The organism is Candidatus Pelagibacter sp. HIMB1593 (genome assembly GCF_052047755.1).
Classification (GTDB): domain Bacteria; phylum Pseudomonadota; class Alphaproteobacteria; order Pelagibacterales; family Pelagibacteraceae; genus Pelagibacter.
The window spans coordinates 1079766-1095501 of sequence record NZ_JBNAJK010000001.1; the positions used below are offsets into that span (position 1 = coordinate 1079766).

13 protein-coding genes are annotated in these 15736 nt (G+C 29.8%); 6 read left to right on the plus strand and 7 right to left on the minus strand.

The genetic code is table 11. From position 1 onward, the window contains the following. Nucleotides 1-44 precede the first annotated feature (44 nt). Both nadE and ACTTA0_RS05770 read right to left on the minus strand, forming a co-directional pair. Nucleotides 45-782 carry an NAD(+) synthase gene (nadE, locus tag ACTTA0_RS05765; protein WP_440672173.1) on the minus strand — a complete coding sequence of 246 codons (738 nt, stop codon included), beginning with the start codon at nucleotides 780-782 and terminating at the stop codon, nucleotides 45-47. 39 nt (nucleotides 783-821) lie between these two features. Further along, nucleotides 822-2201 carry a class II 3-deoxy-7-phosphoheptulonate synthase gene (locus ACTTA0_RS05770; RefSeq protein WP_440676400.1) on the minus strand — a complete coding sequence of 460 codons (1380 nt, stop codon included), beginning with the start codon at nucleotides 2199-2201 and terminating at the stop codon, nucleotides 822-824. A 122-nt stretch (nucleotides 2202-2323) separates the two neighbouring features. Between ACTTA0_RS05770 and ACTTA0_RS05775 the strand changes: the two genes are divergently transcribed. Further along, nucleotides 2324-3862: a tetratricopeptide repeat protein gene (locus ACTTA0_RS05775; protein WP_440676401.1), complete on the plus strand. Its 1539-nt coding sequence runs from the start codon at nucleotides 2324-2326 to the stop codon at nucleotides 3860-3862. A 5-nt stretch (nucleotides 3863-3867) separates the two neighbouring features. On the opposite strand, the gene glmS is transcribed toward ACTTA0_RS05775, so the two are convergent. Next, nucleotides 3868-5688, minus strand: a complete 1821-nt coding sequence (gene glmS, locus ACTTA0_RS05780) for a glutamine--fructose-6-phosphate transaminase (isomerizing) (protein WP_440676402.1) — start codon at nucleotides 5686-5688, stop codon at nucleotides 3868-3870. A gap of 3 nt (nucleotides 5689-5691) precedes the next feature. Continuing rightward, the gene (locus tag ACTTA0_RS05785) at nucleotides 5692-6315 is read right to left on the minus strand and encodes a DapH/DapD/GlmU-related protein (protein ID WP_440676403.1); all 624 of its coding nucleotides are present in this window, start codon (nucleotides 6313-6315) and stop codon (nucleotides 5692-5694) included. A gap of 69 nt (nucleotides 6316-6384) precedes the next feature. On the opposite strand from ACTTA0_RS05785, the gene ACTTA0_RS05790 reads away from it, so the two are divergent. Genes ACTTA0_RS05790 through ACTTA0_RS05805 form a run of 4 tightly spaced genes read left to right on the plus strand, consistent with a single transcriptional unit; the run spans nucleotide 6385 to nucleotide 10641 of the window. Beyond that, nucleotides 6385-7065, plus strand: a complete 681-nt coding sequence (locus tag ACTTA0_RS05790) for an HAD-IA family hydrolase (protein WP_440676404.1) — start codon at nucleotides 6385-6387, stop codon at nucleotides 7063-7065. Nucleotides 7066-7118: 53 nt separating this feature from the next. Further along, nucleotides 7119-8621, plus strand: coding sequence for an MmgE/PrpD family protein (locus ACTTA0_RS05795; protein ID WP_440676405.1), 1503 nt, complete (start codon nucleotides 7119-7121; stop codon nucleotides 8619-8621). After that, a complete protein-coding gene (gene prpB / locus ACTTA0_RS05800) occupies nucleotides 8621-9517 on the plus strand; it encodes a methylisocitrate lyase (protein ID WP_440651517.1) in 897 nt (298 codons plus the stop codon). The genes ACTTA0_RS05795 and prpB overlap by 1 nt, the downstream gene beginning before the upstream one ends. Further along, nucleotides 9517-10641, plus strand: a complete 1125-nt coding sequence (locus ACTTA0_RS05805) for a bifunctional 2-methylcitrate synthase/citrate synthase (protein ID WP_262589057.1) — start codon at nucleotides 9517-9519, stop codon at nucleotides 10639-10641. Before prpB ends, ACTTA0_RS05805 begins: the two co-directional genes overlap by 1 nt. 14 nt (nucleotides 10642-10655) lie before the next feature. On the opposite strand, the gene ACTTA0_RS05810 is transcribed toward ACTTA0_RS05805, so the two are convergent. Next, nucleotides 10656-11669: a ribonucleotide-diphosphate reductase subunit beta gene (locus ACTTA0_RS05810; protein WP_262589056.1), complete on the minus strand. Its 1014-nt coding sequence runs from the start codon at nucleotides 11667-11669 to the stop codon at nucleotides 10656-10658. Continuing rightward, entirely contained in the window at nucleotides 11660-13597 is a 1938-nt protein-coding gene (locus ACTTA0_RS05815) for a ribonucleoside-diphosphate reductase subunit alpha (protein ID WP_440614252.1), read from the minus strand. The genes ACTTA0_RS05810 and ACTTA0_RS05815 overlap by 10 nt, the downstream gene beginning before the upstream one ends. Nucleotides 13598-13776: 179 nt before the next feature. Here ACTTA0_RS05815 and ACTTA0_RS05820 point away from each other — a divergent pair, with 179 nt between their 5' ends. Further along, the gene (locus ACTTA0_RS05820; RefSeq protein ID WP_440676406.1) at nucleotides 13777-15231 is read left to right on the plus strand and encodes a phosphomannomutase/phosphoglucomutase; all 1455 of its coding nucleotides are present in this window, start codon (nucleotides 13777-13779) and stop codon (nucleotides 15229-15231) included. Nucleotides 15232-15323: 92 nt separating this feature from the next. On the opposite strand, the gene ACTTA0_RS05825 is transcribed toward ACTTA0_RS05820, so the two are convergent. Beyond that, nucleotides 15324-15734, minus strand: a complete 411-nt coding sequence (locus ACTTA0_RS05825) for an HIT domain-containing protein (RefSeq protein ID WP_440676407.1) — start codon at nucleotides 15732-15734, stop codon at nucleotides 15324-15326. Between the last annotated feature and the right edge of the window lie 2 nt (nucleotides 15735-15736).

A 15736-nucleotide genomic window follows, 5' to 3' on the forward strand; every position in this document is an offset into this window, starting at 1 on the left:
ATTTTAGAAATATACTTAAATTATAGATTTGTGAATCTATTTGATTAATTTGGAATTTTGCATACTGGAATAGGCTCCATTTTATGCAAATTTTGTTTTCTAATAGTTTCGTATTTTGCTCTATTGGAAGATTTAGGATTATCCATAGCTTCCTCAAGTTCTTCATATTTTAATCCAAGCTGACCTTCATCTGTTCTACCGTCATCCCACAAACCATCAGTAGGTGCTGCTTCAATAATTTCATTTAAAATACCAAGTTCTTTGCCGAGTTCCCAAACCTGAGTTTTGTTGCAATCTGCAATTGGAGAAATATCTACGCCTCCATCTCCATATTTTGTGTAAAATCCTACTCCAAAATCTTCTACCTTATTACCAGTTCCAACTACTATTCCTTTATTAGCAGCAGCAACTTGGTAAAGAGTGGTCATTCTTAATCTTGCTCTAGAATTTGCCATTCCATGCTCGTTGTCAAATTTAGATAAACTTGAACTAAATGCCAAAAATAATTCATCTAAATTAATTGTATGTGCTTCAACATTTTTAAAATTTTTTACTAACCATTCCTGGTGTTTTAAACTTAAATCATGTTGATGCGATTTTTGTTTAATTGGCATCGACAAAACTATTGTTTTCAAACCTGTCATAGCACTTAAGGTGCTAGAAACAGATGAATCAATACCTCCAGATATTCCTATAACAAGAGACTGTGCCTTTGAAGGCATATTGTCTACATAGTTTTTAATCCAATTAGATATAAACTTGGCTTTTTCTGAGGCATTCATAATTTATAAATTATTTTATTATATAGATTTTACAATGCCTTAAGATGCCGCTCTATCTGCATTTTTAGAATATGAGCTATTCTTTTTAATCTCATCTGAAATCATAAATGCTAATTCTAAAGCTTGATTAGCATTTAACCTAGGATCACAATGAGTATGGTATCTTGAAGAAAGATCTTCTTCAGAAATTTTTTGTGCTCCACCAATACATTCAGTTACATCTTGACCAGTTAATTCAATGTGAAGACCTCCTGCATAACTTCCTTCACTTTGGTGACATGCAAAAACATTTTTAACCTCATTTAGTACACTATTGAATGGTCTAGTTTTGAAACCTGTTGCAGCTTTAATTGTGTTACCATGACATGGGTCACAAGACCAAATTACATTCAATCCTTCTTTTTTAATTGCTCTAATTAATTTTGGTAAAAATTTTGAAACATTATCTGCTCCAAATCTTGAAATTAAAGTTATTTTACCTTTTTCATTTTTTGGATTAATTCGGTTACAAAGATTAATTAAATCATCTGGTTTTAAAGTCGGTCCACATTTAATACCTATAGGATTTTCAATCCCTCTACAAAACTCCACATGTCCTCCATCAAGCTGTCTTGTTCTGTCTCCTATCCAAACAAAATGAGCAGAAGTATCATGGTTCTCACCTGTAGTAGAATCTGTTCTGGTCATTGCTTCTTCAAAAGGTAACAGTAAAGCTTCGTGCGATGTCCAAAAATTAACAGTGTATAATCTATTGTTAAAATCTGATGTAATTCCACACGCTCTCATAAATGCTATAGCATCAGCAATTTTATCCTCTAAGTCTTTAAATTTTTTAGCTTCTGGACTTTTTTTAATGTAGCCTAAATTCCATAAATGAACTTTATTCAAATCTGCAAAACCTCCTTTTGAGAATGCTCTTATAAGATTTAGAGTTGATGCAGATTGAGAATAAGCTTTATATAATCTTTTTGGATCAGGAATTCTTGCTTTTTCGGTAAATTCCATTCCATTTATGTTATCACCTAAATAACTAGGAAGCTCCACACCATCTTTATTTTCAACTGGAGAACTTCTAGGTTTTGAAAATTGACCAGCAATTCTTCCAACTTTAACCACTGGCAAAGAAGCTGAATAAGTTAAAACTAAAGACATTTGTAAAATTAATTTAAATGTGTCTCTTAGATTATCAGGGTTAAATTCAGCAAAACTTTCTGCACAATCTCCGCCTTGAAGTAAAAACGCTTTACCATCCACAACATCCGCTAACTGGTCTTTTAAATGCCTAGTTTCTCCTGCAAATACCAAAGGAGGAAAAGTTCCAATTTTATCTAAAACTTTATTCAGTTCTTTTTTATCTGGATACTCAGGTATGTGTTTAACCGGATATTTTCTCCAACTGTTTTTTTTCCAATTTTTCATATTCAACCTGTGGGTGTTCTAACATAAAATGTTATTTTAACAACTAACATTATTTTAGTTTTCAATTATAATTTTAGTAATTTTGTTAGTTATACCCACTAAAATTAAAAGATTAAAATATTATGGATTTAAACAAGGCATTAATTTTAGCACATGAATTTTTAATCTCAGGAAAAATTAATGAAGCAGAAAATAAATTTAATGAAATTTTAAAATATGACCCACAAAATTTACATGCACTAAATAACCTGGGAAATATTTATATTCAAAAGAAAAATTTTTCTAAAGGTATATTGTTTTTTGAAAAATGTTTGAAAATTAATGAAAATTTTTTTCAAGCACAAATAAATAAAGGAACGTGTCATCAAAATTTAAAACAATATTCAGATGCTTTAGATAGTTACAAAAAAACATTAGAAATTAAACCTGATTTTATAGAGGCATATTTTAACATTGGCAATTGCTTACTTAAACTTAATAAATATGAAGATGCTATTTTAAATTATGATAAAATATTAGAAAAAAAACCTAAAAATATAAATGCAATTTTTAATAAAGGATTATGTTTTGAAAAACTTGAAAAGTTTGAAATAGCATTAAAAAATTATAATCAAATAATTCAAATAGAAAAAAAATTTTTTATAGCGCATTTGCACAAAGGAAATTGTTTAAAACAACTTCATTGTTTTCAAGAAGCTATTGATAGCTACAACAAAGCTATTGAAATTGGATCAAATAGCACAAATTTTAAAAGTGTTGCCAAATATAGCTTGGGATGCCTTCAATTGTTAATGGGTAACTACAAAGATGGATGGAAAAACTATGAATATAGAAAAAAAGAGAAATTTGAATTTTCGCAAACAAAAGAATGGAAAGGTGAACAAAATTTACAAGGTAAAAGTATCTTTATTCACAACGAACAAGGATTTGGAGATTACATTCAATTCATTAGATACTTGCCTATGTTAAAAAAATTAGGTGCAAAAATTATTCTAAATACTCCAAATAAGTTATTGCCATTAATCAAATCAATGAATGTTGAATTTGAGATCATAGATATTAATAGACAAGATCAATTAAACTTTGATTATTATTGCTCAATTCTAAGTTTGCCTTTTAATTTTAAAACTTCAATAGATAATATACCTAACGCAGTTCCTTATCTTAAAGTTAATGAAAAAATAAAAGAATTTTGGAAAAAAAAAATAAGTAAAACTAAAAAAAATATTGGGATTAAATGGACAGGTAACAAGAATTATTTAGATGATAAAAATAGAAGCACTAATTTAAATCAATTAAAATCTTTATTTGATCTTCCAATTGATTTTCATTCTTTAGAAATAGAATATTCTACTGAAGATAGTTTTTTTAAAAAAAATACTAAAAATTTATATTGCTATGATAAAGAATTAATGGATTTTGAATATACTGCTGGATTGATTGAAAATATGGATTTAATTATTACAACTGATACATCCATTGCTCATTTATCTGGTGCTCTAAATAAATCTACATGGATTATGTTACCAAAATTACCTGACTTTAGATGGTTAATTAATAGACGAGACTCTCCATGGTATCCATCTTTTAAACTTTACAGGCAAGATAAAATTAGGAGCTGGAACAATGTTATTAAAAAAATAAAAGAAGATCTAAAATAAAAAATTTACTCAACCGTGACAGATTTAGCCAAATTTCTTGGCTTATCTATATCATAACCCATTTTCAAAGCTGAATAATAAGCAAGCTTTTGAAGTGGAATTGTTAAAAGGAATGGTAACAAATCATCGTTCGTATTTTCTACTTCGATAGTTTCCCAAATATTCTCCGAAATAATTTCATCTTTACTTTTGTTTGTAATTAAAAGAACTTTAGCACCTCTTGCAATAACTTCCTGCATGTTGGAAATTGTTTTTTTATAGTAACTGTCTCTTGGTGCTAGAATAACAACTGGCATCCCCTCTTCTATTAAAGCAAGTGGTCCATGTTTCATTTCACCAGCTGGATAACCCTCCGCATGAACATAAGATAATTCTTTCAATTTCAATGCACCTTCTAAAGCTATTGGGAAAGAGAAACCTCTTCCAAGAAACATAGATCCTTTAGCTTCATTGAATGTTGAAGAGATTGCTTGAATATCATTATCTATTAATAAAGTTTTTTCTATTAAGCTTGGTAGGTTTTTAAGATCTTTAATTTTTTCTTGATAATTTTTTTTATCAATTTGACCAGACAAAGATCCTATTTTTAAAGCTAAAATATATAAAACAAGTATTTGACCTAAAAAAGCTTTTGTAGATGCAACTCCAATTTCAGGTCCGCAGTGAATTGGTAAAACAAAATTTGAATCTCTTGCTATAGAACTTTCAATTACATTAACTACAGCACACGTTTTCATGTTATTTTTGTTACAAAGATCCAAGGCCGCATAAGTATCTGCAGTCTCACCAGATTGAGAAACAAAAATATATAAACTATCCTTTTTAAATCTATTTTTTCTATATCTAAACTCAGAAGCTATATCAATATTAACATCTAAAGAAGTTAATTCTTCAAACCAATATTTTGCCATTAAGCATGAATGATAAGCTGTACCACAACCAATTAAAGTAACTGATTTAATTTTGTTGATTTTCCATGGAAAATTGAAAATATTTATCTCATTATTTACGCTATCTAAATACTCTTTAATTCCAGTTTTAATTGTTACAGGCTGCTCTTCTATTTCTTTAGCCATAAAATGTTTGAAGTCACCTTTATCATAATTTGACTCGTTTGATGATAATTCTAAAATTTTTTTATTAATTTTTTTACCCTCTTCATTGTAAAAATGAACTTGATCTTTTTTAACAATACAAAATTCTCCATCATCAAGATAAGTAATTTTATTTGTCATAGATTTTAAAGCGTAAGAGTCAGAACCTAAATAATTTTCATTAGGACCATATCCTACTGCTAATGGTGAACCTCTTCTTGCGCCTACAATTAAATCTGGAATATCTTTAAAAATTATTCCTAATGCATAACTTCCGTGAAGCTGTTTTAAAGTTTTAGTTATCGCTTCTTCCAGTTCCACAGTTTTTAAATTTTCTGTAATTAAATGAACAATTACCTCCGTATCAGTTTGGGATTTAAAAGTATGACCTTTGTTAATCAAATGTTTTTTTAGAATTGTTGAATTCTCTATTATTCCATTATGGACAACGGATACATTGTCTGATGAATGTGGATGAGCATTAATACTATTTGGTACACCGTGGGTAGCCCATCTAACATGACCTATCCCTATATTCCCTTTTAAAAATTTTAAATCAAAGTTTTGTTCTAAATTATCAACTCTTCCTTCAGATTTAACTTCATTAATTTCACCATTAAATAAAGTTGCGATCCCAGCAGAGTCATAACCTCTATATTCAAGTTTTTTTAAAGAATTTATTATATTTGCAGAAACAGATTTGTTGCTAGATATTCCTATAATTCCACACATAATTTATTTTGTCTTTCTTTTATAATTTTTAATTTCCACTTGTACAGATCTGGTTAGTGCAAGAGATTTTTTTTTAACATTTTTTGTTATTACAGATCCTGCACCAACAACACTTTCTTTGTCAATTTTTATAGGAGCTACTAAAGATGAATTTGATCCTATGAATACTTTATCTTTAACTATTGTCTTACTTTTTTTTACACCATCATAATTACAAGTAATTGTTCCAGCACCAACATTTACCATCTTACCAATATCGCTATCTCCGACATAAGATAAATGATTAACTTTTGATTTATTTCCAACAGTTGATTTTTTAATCTCAACAAAATTACCTACTTTTGAACCTTCTTTAAGAATTGTATCGGGTCTAATTCTTGCATAAGGACCTATCTCAACTTTATTTTCTACCTTACAAGATTCTAAATGTGAAAAAGATTTAATTACTACATTATTTCCTATTTTAACTTTAGAACCAATTACCACATAAGGTTCGATTGTAACTCCTTTTCCAATTTTGGTATCACCTGAAAAAAAAATAGTTTCAGGACCTGTCATTTTAACACCAGCTTTTAAAAACTTATTTCGAAGTTTGTTTTGATTATTTTGCTGCTTTGTAGGTTTCATCTAGACTTTCTTTACATTAAGTATATATGTTAATTAATTCACAAATTATTTCTTTAAAATACTTTTAATATGAAACAAAAATTTACTGTATTATTTGATTTAGATGGAACATTGGTTGATACAGCACCAGATTTGATGCTTGCTCATAATCATGTAATGAAAAAATTTGGATATCCTACCAAATCACTAGATGATTTAAAAAGTTCAGTTGGAAAAGGTGCGGGTGCTATGATAGGTAGATCAATATGGAGCCAAGCAAAAAAAGAACTGACTAGTATTAATGAAAAAGTTAAAAGTGATATGACTGATGAGTTCATATCTTATTATGGTAAAAATATTTTAAGAGAGAGTGTTTTAATTAATGGCGCAAAAGATTTTTTAAATTGGTGTAAAAATGAAAATATTTCTATGGCTGTATGTACTAATAAAACAGAGCATCTAGCAGTTGATCTTTTAAAAAAAATTAGAATTTATGATTATTTTGAATATGTAGCGGGGTACAATACATTTGATTATTGTAAGCCTGATCCAAGACATTTGACTACAGTTATAGAAATTTTAGATGGTGATTTAAAAAAATCTATTATGATTGGAGATAGTGAAACAGATGCTAATTCTGCAAAAGCTGCGGATATTCCAATGATATTGCTTGAGGATGGATACACTGAAAAAAAAACTGATGAAATATACCATAATCACCTAATAAAAGATTTTGTTGGTATCGAAAAAATCATATCTGAATATCTTTAATATTGATTAATTTATTTTAGCTATTAAAACAAAATTACTTATAAGGAGTTATTTTGTTACTACATACAGTTAAAGTTTTTCCATCTAAAATTCATTTACCAAAGAAAAAACAACTTGCCTGGAAAATTGCAGAAATTGCAAGTGATAATGCCAAATTGAATAAGGAAGCAGTTGAAATGGTGATCAATAGAATAATTGATAATGCTTCAGTTGCTATTGCTTCTTTAAATAGGAGACCAGTAGTTTCATCTAGAGAAATGGCTTTAAAGCATTCTAGGAAAAATGGAGCAACTCTTTTTGGTGTTAATTCAAAATTAAAATTTGATTGCGAATGGGCAGCTTGGTCAAATGGAACTGCTGTAAGAGAACTTGATTTTCATGATACTTTTTTAGCTGCAGATTACAGTCACCCTGGTGATAACATTCCACCACTATTGAGTGTTGCTCAACAAAGTAAAAAAAGTGGTCTAGATTTATTAAGAGGAATTATTACTGCTTATGAAGTTCAGGTGAATTTAGTTAAAGGTATTTGTTTACATAAACATAAAGTAGATCACATTGCTCACTTAGGTCCAAGTGTTGCTGCAGGATTAGGATCCATGTTAAAATTAAATACTGAAAAAATTTATCAAGCAGTTCAGCAAGCACTACACACAACTATTTCTACAAGACAATCAAGAAAAGGAGAAATTTCTAGCTGGAAAGCATATGCACCTGCACATGCGGGTAAACTTGCGATAGAGGCTGTTGATAGAGTTATGAGGGGTGAAGGTGCTCCAAGTCCAATTTATGAAGGTGAAGATAGTGTAATTGCAAGGATACTTGATGGAAAAAAAGCAAAATATAAAGTTCCATTACCTAAAAAAGGAGAAAGTAAAAAAGCTATATTAGAAACTTATACAAAAGAATATTCTGCAGAGTATCAATCTCAGGCTTTAATAGATCTTGCAAAGAAATTAAAAACTAAAATACCAAATTTAAACCAAATCAAAAAAATAGATATTCATACTAGTCATCATACACATTATGTAATTGGAACAGGTGCAAATGATCCTCAAAAAATGGATCCAAATGCAAGTAGAGAAACATTGGATCACTCTATAATGTATATTTTTGCAGTCGCTCTAGAAGATGGTGATTGGCATCATGTAAAATCTTATACAAAATCAAGAGCTAATAGAAAAAGTACTATTAAGATATGGAATTCAATAACAACCTATGAAGATAAAAAATGGACAAAAAAATATCATGATCCAGATCCAAAAAAGAAATCTTTTGGAGCAAAAGTTGTCGTTACATTGAACAGTGGGAAAAAATTAACTGAAGAACTTGATAGAGCTGATGCTCATCCATATGGAGCAAGACCATTTAAAAGAGAGAATTATATAAATAAATTTTTAACTCTAACAGATGGCATTTTAGATAAAAAAGAGAGTGATCGTTTTTTAAGAAATGTTCAAAATTTAAAAAACTTAAAAGCTGGTCAATTAGACAAACTAAATATTGAGATTAAAAAAAGTAAGTTAAAAAGAAATTTGAAAAAAGGAATTTTTTAATGCACTTTGTTGAAAAAGAACCAAGCCAAAAAAGAATTGATTTTGACCAAAAACTTAAATCAAATAAAATTCTAAGAGTTCCTGGGGCTTACAATCCTCTAACAGCGAAATTAATTGAGGAAATTGGTTATGATGCAGTTTACGTATCAGGTGGCGTTATGGCCAATGATCTTGGTTTTCCAGATATTGGTTTAACAACTCTTCAAGATGTGAGTACTAGATCCTACTTAATTTCCAGAGTTACAAATCTTCCAACGATTGTTGATATAGATACAGGATTTAAATCTTGCAAAGAAACTATAGAAACTTTCGAAGAGTTTGGATTAACTGGTGTTCATTTGGAAGATCAAATTGAAAGAAAAAGATGCGGGCATCTAGATAATAAAGAACTTGTTTCAACAGAGGCTATGGTTTCAAAAATAAAAGAATGTGTAGCTACAAAAAAAGATCAAAATTTTAAAATTATAGCACGATCAGATGCAAAAAGTGTTGAGGGAATTGATAAAATGATTGATAGATGTAAAGCTTATATTGATGCTGGAGCAGAAATTATATTCCCTGAAGCTTTACATGATGAAAAAGATTTTGAAAAAGTAAGAAAAGAACTTTCATGTTATTTGTTAGCTAATATGACAGAATTTGGTAAATCCAAGTTATTTAACTATAAGGAGTTAGAAAACCTTGGCTATAATATTGTTATATATCCAGTAACTACACAAAGACTAGCAATGAAAAATGTTGAAGATGGATTAAGAGACATTTATGCAAATGGACATCAGAATAATATAATAGATAAGATGCAGACAAGAAAAAGATTGTATGAATTGGTAGAATACGAAAAATACAATTCTTTAGATGAAAAAATTTATAATTTTAGTACAGAAGGACATGAATAATGAGTGATGATATTAAAAAAGGTTTGCTTGGAATTGTTGTAGATGAAACTGAAGTTTCAAAAGTTATGCCGGAGATTAACTCTCTGACATATAGAGGTTATGCTGCTCAAGATTTATGTGAATATTGCAGATTTGAGGAAGTCGCTTATTTAATTTTAAATAAAGATCTACCTAACACTATTCAATTAAGACAATTTGAAAAAGAGGAGAGAAATAATAGAGAGCTTACAAAAAATTTATATGAAATTATAAAACACATGCCAAAAAAATCTCATCCGATGGATGTTGCAAGAACAGCTGTTAGTGTAATGGGATTAGAAGATAAAGAAACCTCCAACTCCACTCCGGAAGCCAATATGCGAAAAGCATTAAGAATTTTTGCAAAAACTCCTACAGCTCTTGCTGCTTTTTACAGAATTAGAAGTGGTAAAAAAATAATTAAACCTAAAAAGAATTTAACTTTTGCAGAAAACTTTTTCTACATGTGTTTTGGAAAAGTACCTCAAAAAGAAATTGTTAAAGCGTTTGATGTTTCTCTAATATTGTACGCTGAGCACAGTTTCAATGTTTCAACTTTTACTGCTAGAACAATTACAAGTAGTTTGTCTGATATTCATGGAGCAATTACAGGTGCAATTGCTAGTTTAAAAGGTCCATTACATGGTGGTGCTAATGAAGAAGTGATGCACATGATGAACAGAATTAAAAAACCAGAAAATGCATTAAAATGGATTAATAACGCTCTTAAAAATAAAGAGGTAGTTATGGGCTTTGGTCATAGAGTATATAAATCAGGAGACTCTAGAGTTCCAACTATGAGAAATTATTTTGGCAAAGTTGCTAAACTTAAAAAAGACAAAAAGTTTGAAAAAATTTACGATATTGTTGAAAAAGTAATGATCAAAAAGAAAAATATCCATCCCAATGTAGATTACCCTACTGGTCCAATGTACCATTTAATGGGATTTGATACTGATTTTTTCACACCTATATTTGTTATTTCTAGAATTACCGGTTGGTCAGCGCATATTATGGAGCAACATGCTGCAAACAAACTTATTCGACCGCTTGCTAAATATAAAGGTAGCAAGCATCGAAAAGTAATGGAATTAAATTACAGATAATAAAATTATATTTATTAACTAAATGCTTCTGCCCAAGTTCCTTGGGTTGATGCTTTAGAATATTCTGTAGCTCTTCCTTCAAAGAAGTTCATGTGCTCTACAGCATTTAACATTGTATCTAACCAAGTTAATGGGTTTTTATCAATGTCATAGATCGCTTCTAATCCTAATTGATCTAATCTTCTATTTGCAATAAATCGAATATATTTTTTAATATCCTCTGCAGTCAAACCTTCCATTGGACCCATTTGAAAAGCTAAATCAATAAAAGCATCTTCATGCTCAACAATTGTTCTGCATGCTTCATAAATTTCTTTTTTCAATTGAGGTGTCCATGTTTCAGGATTTTCTTTAATGAAATCTTTAAATAATCTGATCATCGAATTGCAATGCAATGTTTCGTCTCTCACCGACCAAGTAACAATCTGACCCATTCCTTTCATCTTGTTATGTCTTGGGAAGTTTAACAAAATTGCAAAACTTGCAAACAACTGAAGACCTTCTGTGAAAGCACTAAATACAGCAATTGTTTTTGCGATATCATGATTTGATTTAACATCAAAACCTTGCATGTAATCGTATTTATCTTTCATTTCTTTGTATTTCATGAATGCTGAATACTCTGACTCTGGCATACCAATTGTATCTAACAAATGTGAGTAAGCAGCAATGTGAACAGTTTCCATTGAAGCAAAAGAAGACATCATCATTAATACTTCAGTTGGTTTAAATACATTCATGTAATGTCTTATATAACAGTTGCTAACTTCGACATCTGCTTGAGTAAAAAATCTAAAAATTTGTGTTAATAGATTTTTTTCTGAAGTTGAAAGATTTTTTTGCCAATCTCTCACATCATCTCCAAGTGGAACTTCTTCTGGTAACCAGTGAATTCTTTGTTGTGTTAACCATGCGTCATAACACCATGGGTATCTAAAAGGTTTGTAAACTGGGTTTGCAACAAGCAATCCATTATTGTTTTTTTGTGGTTGAATAATTTCTGACTTAACTTTTTCTGCTACTGACATGATAAACACTCCTCGTACTCTGGTTCACTATTTTCGGTTGATTTATTTTTATACACATTAGCCATGATGTCTGTTGACTTAGAGTCGTTAACATTCTCAGCTCTTTGAATTGATTTTGATCTACAATAGTAAAGGCTCTTTAAACCTTTCTTCCACGCATCAAAATGAATTTTATGTAATTCTTTTTTATGAACATCTGCAGGTAAAAATAAGTTAACTGATTGAGCTTGTGAAATAAAAGGAGTTCTGTCTCCGCTCAATTCGATTATCCAGCTTTGATTAAGTTCAAATGCAGTTTTAAATACATCTTTTTCTAAATCGGTTAAAAAATCTAAATGGTTAACTGAGCCTTGGTTTGTAGTAATACTAGACCAAGTTTCCTCATCATTTTTACCATGACTTTCAAGAATTTCTTCAAGATATCTGTTTCTCACATTAAACGAACCAGATAAAGTTTTGTGAGTATAACTGTTTGCTGCAATGGGCTCTACTCCTGGAGAAGCTCCTCCACAAATAATAGAAATTGATGCTGTTGGTGCAATTGCAGTTTTGTTAGAAAATCTTTCTTGATAACCATACTCTGCAGCATCAGGACACGCTCCTCTTTCTTCAGCCAAATCTTTAGAAGCTTGATTAACTTTTTCATGAATATTTTTAAATATTTTTTTATTCCATGATTTTGCCATTACAGACTCAAGTGGAATTCTATTTTTCTGTAAGAAAGAATGGAAGCCCATCACACCCAAACCAACACTTCTCTCTCTTTCAGCAGAGTATTTAGCATCTTTAAATTGTTCAGGAGCTTTATTAATGAAATCAGATAACACATTATCCAAAAATCTCATTACATCACTAATCATATCTGGATCATCTTTCCATTCTTCATATTTTTCTAAATTTAAAGATGATAAACAGCACACCGCTGTTCTATCTCTACCGTCTTTATCAATTCCTGTAGGAAGAGTTATCTCACTGCATAAGTTAGAAGTTTTAACAGTAAGATTTGCTAACTTATGATGTTGAGGAATTTGTCGGTTAACTGTATCTATATAAATTATATAAGGCTCACCAGTTTCAATTCTAGCAGTTAATAATCTTATCCATAAATTTCTTGCAGAAATAGTTTGTTGCACAGTTCCGTCTGCTGGACTTTTTAATGCCCACTGTTCATCTGTTTCTACTGCTCTCATGAAAGCATCTGAAACTAAAACACCATGATGTAAATTTAATGCTTTTCTATTTGGATCTCCACCGGTTGGTCTTCTCATTTCAATAAACTCTTCTATCTCAGGATGATCAATTGGAAGATAACAAGCAGCAGAACCTCTTCTTAATGAACCTTGGCTGATTGCCATTGTCAAAGAATCCATCACTTTAATAAAAGGAATTATTCCTGAAGTTTTCCCAACTCTTCCAATTTTTTCTCCAATGGATCTTAGGTTACCCCAGTAGCTTCCAATTCCCCCACCCTTTGCAGCAAGCCAAACATTTTCGCTCCAAAGATCTAAAATTCCACCTAAGCTATCAGATGCTTCATTTAAAAAACATGAAATAGGTAAACCTCTTTTAGTTCCACCGTTTGATAAAACTGGTGTTGCTGGCATAAACCAAAGATTGCTTATGTAATTATAAATTCTTTGTGCATGTAGATTGTCATCAGCATAAGTGCTTGCTACTCTTGCAAATAAATCTTGATAAGATTCGTTTAAACCAAGATATCTATCTTTTAAAGTTGCTTTACCAAAATCTGTAAGTTTCGAATCTTTAGAACGATCAATTTTAATTATTATACCTTTGTCGTTTTGAAATAATTCTGTTTCATTATTTAAAGAAAATAAATCAGGCTTATTTGCTTTTGAAACTTCTTTAACTTCTGGGCTATATTCGGAGACAGCTTTCTTGAGGGCTTGAGATAGAATCTTGTTCATATTTATTATTATATTATTTTAGTTTTGCGAAAACAACTATATGTTGTAGGCGCTTTGATTAAATATACTAAATAAACGTTTAATCAATGGAACATTTATAGAACGCGACAATATGATTATCAATAAAAAAATAAAATTTTTTTAAAGAAATTAACATAAAAAGAGTAAGTAGTGGATAAATGAGTGAAAATTTAAAAATAGATCCTTATGGTTTTAGAGAATATGACGCCCGTTGGTTGTATGAGAAAGACATAAACTCAGCAGGAATAGAGAATCTCGGTAAAGGACTTGGGACACAAGTAAAAAATCACACCAAAAAAGATCATCCAAGAATTATTGTTGGACATGATTACAGATCTTACAGTGAGGAAATAAAAACTTCACTTAAAAGAGGATTAAAGTCAACAGGATGTCATATAGAAGATATTGGTTTGTCATTATCTCCAATGGTTTATTTTGCACAATTTAATTTAGATGCAGACGCAGTTGCTATGGTTACAGCAAGTCATAATGAAAATGGTTGGACTGGTGTAAAAATGGGTATCAAAAAAGGCTTAACACATGCACCTGAGGAGATGAAAGAATTAAAAGAAATTACGTTAAATGAAAAGTTTTCAAAGGGTGATGGAAATGAAAAAGAAATAAAAGATTTCGATAAAATTTATAAAAATGACCTGATTAATAAAAACAAAATAAATAAAAAGATTAAAGCTGTAGTTGCTTGCGGTAATGGAACTGCAGGTGTTTTTGCACCAGATATATTAAGGGGTATTGGGTGTGAGGTTATAGAGTTAGATTGTAAATTAGATTGGAATTTTCCTAAATATAATCCTAATCCAGAAGATTTAGAAATGCTTCATGAAATTGCTAAAGTAGTTAAAGAGAATAATGCTGATATAGGTTTTGGCTTTGATGGGGATGGAGATCGAGTTGGTGTTATTGATAATGAAGGTAACGAAATATTCTCTGATAAAATTGGTTTACTAATTGCAAGAAACTTATCAACTAAACATAAAAATTCTAAATTTGTTGTAGATGTAAAATCAACAGGTTTGTACTCAAAAGATAAAATTTTATTAGAAAACAATTGTGAAACAATTTATTGGAAAACAGGTCATTCCCATATTAAACGTAAAGTTAACACTGAAAAGGCATTAGCAGGCTTTGAAAAAAGTGGTCATTTCTTTTTCAATCAACCTTTAGGATATGGTTACGATGATGGAATAAATTCAGCCATTCATATCTGTCATTTATTGGATAATGAAAATAAAAAAATGAGTGAAATAATTAATGAATTGCCAAATACTTTTCAAACACCGACGATGGCTCCATTCTGTAAAGATGAAGAAAAATATCAAGTTGTTGAAAATTTAGTTAAAAAAGTAGAACAATTAAAAAATAATAAAACTAAAATTGATGATCAAATAATAACTGAAGTTCTTACAGTTAATGGTGTAAGATTTTCTTTTGAAGATGGATCTTGGGGATTGATAAGAGCATCATCTAATAAACCTTCATTAGTAATTGTAACTGAAAGCCCAACCTCAGATAATAGAAAGAAGAAAATCTTTGATTTTATTGACGATTTACTTCAAAAAACGGGGAAAATAGGCGAATACGATCAAAAAATTTAGTGCTTAATAAAGTTAATTTTCAACTAATAAGTGTTCATAAAACTGCAAAGAATCATTTAAAAATTAGATGAGGTGACGGAGGGAGACTGAAGTCACCTCTTTTTATTTAGAGATTTTCTTAATTTATCTACTATTACTTTTATAGCTGTCTTTGAGTAATTTTTTCCTTTAACAACCCATACAGATAATGGCCATGAACTATCTTTTTTACTTCTAGCGATAATATGTATGTGCAACTGAGGAACAATATTTCCAATTTTTTCTACATTTAGTTTTGAAATTTTAAATAATTTTTTCATTATTTTACTTACATAAACAATTTCTTTCATCAGCAGAGTTTGATCTTTAGGATTAAGGTCGCTTATGTCGGTAATCTTTTTTCTTTTAGGAATTAGAATTATCCATGGAAATTTAGAATTATCGTTTAATCTAATAGTGCATAATTTAAGATCAAGAAGATGATATGAAGTCTTTAAAAATTTCCTATTTAACTTAAACGACATAC

Coding starts and splice junctions, on each gene's coding strand:
- nadE (WP_440672173.1), bottom strand. CDS start 782: ATGAATGCCTCAGAAAAAGCCAAGTTTATATCTAATTGGATTAAAAAC.
- ACTTA0_RS05770 (WP_440676400.1), bottom strand. CDS start 2,201: ATGAAAAATTGGAAAAAAAACAGTTGGAGAAAATATCCGGTTAAACAC.
- ACTTA0_RS05775 (WP_440676401.1), top strand. CDS start 2,324: ATGGATTTAAACAAGGCATTAATTTTAGCACATGAATTTTTAATCTCA.
- glmS (WP_440676402.1), bottom strand. CDS start 5,688: ATGTGTGGAATTATAGGAATATCTAGCAACAAATCTGTTTCTGCAAAT.
- ACTTA0_RS05785 (WP_440676403.1), bottom strand. CDS start 6,315: ATGAAACCTACAAAGCAGCAAAATAATCAAAACAAACTTCGAAATAAG.
- ACTTA0_RS05790 (WP_440676404.1), top strand. CDS start 6,385: ATGAAACAAAAATTTACTGTATTATTTGATTTAGATGGAACATTGGTT.
- prpB (WP_440651517.1), top strand. CDS start 8,621: ATGCACTTTGTTGAAAAAGAACCAAGCCAAAAAAGAATTGATTTTGAC.
- ACTTA0_RS05805 (WP_262589057.1), top strand. CDS start 9,517: ATGAGTGATGATATTAAAAAAGGTTTGCTTGGAATTGTTGTAGATGAA.
- ACTTA0_RS05810 (WP_262589056.1), bottom strand. CDS start 11,669: ATGTCAGTAGCAGAAAAAGTTAAGTCAGAAATTATTCAACCACAAAAA.
- ACTTA0_RS05815 (WP_440614252.1), bottom strand. CDS start 13,597: ATGAACAAGATTCTATCTCAAGCCCTCAAGAAAGCTGTCTCCGAATAT.
- ACTTA0_RS05820 (WP_440676406.1), top strand. CDS start 13,777: ATGAGTGAAAATTTAAAAATAGATCCTTATGGTTTTAGAGAATATGAC.
- ACTTA0_RS05825 (WP_440676407.1), bottom strand. CDS start 15,734: ATGTCGTTTAAGTTAAATAGGAAATTTTTAAAGACTTCATATCATCTT.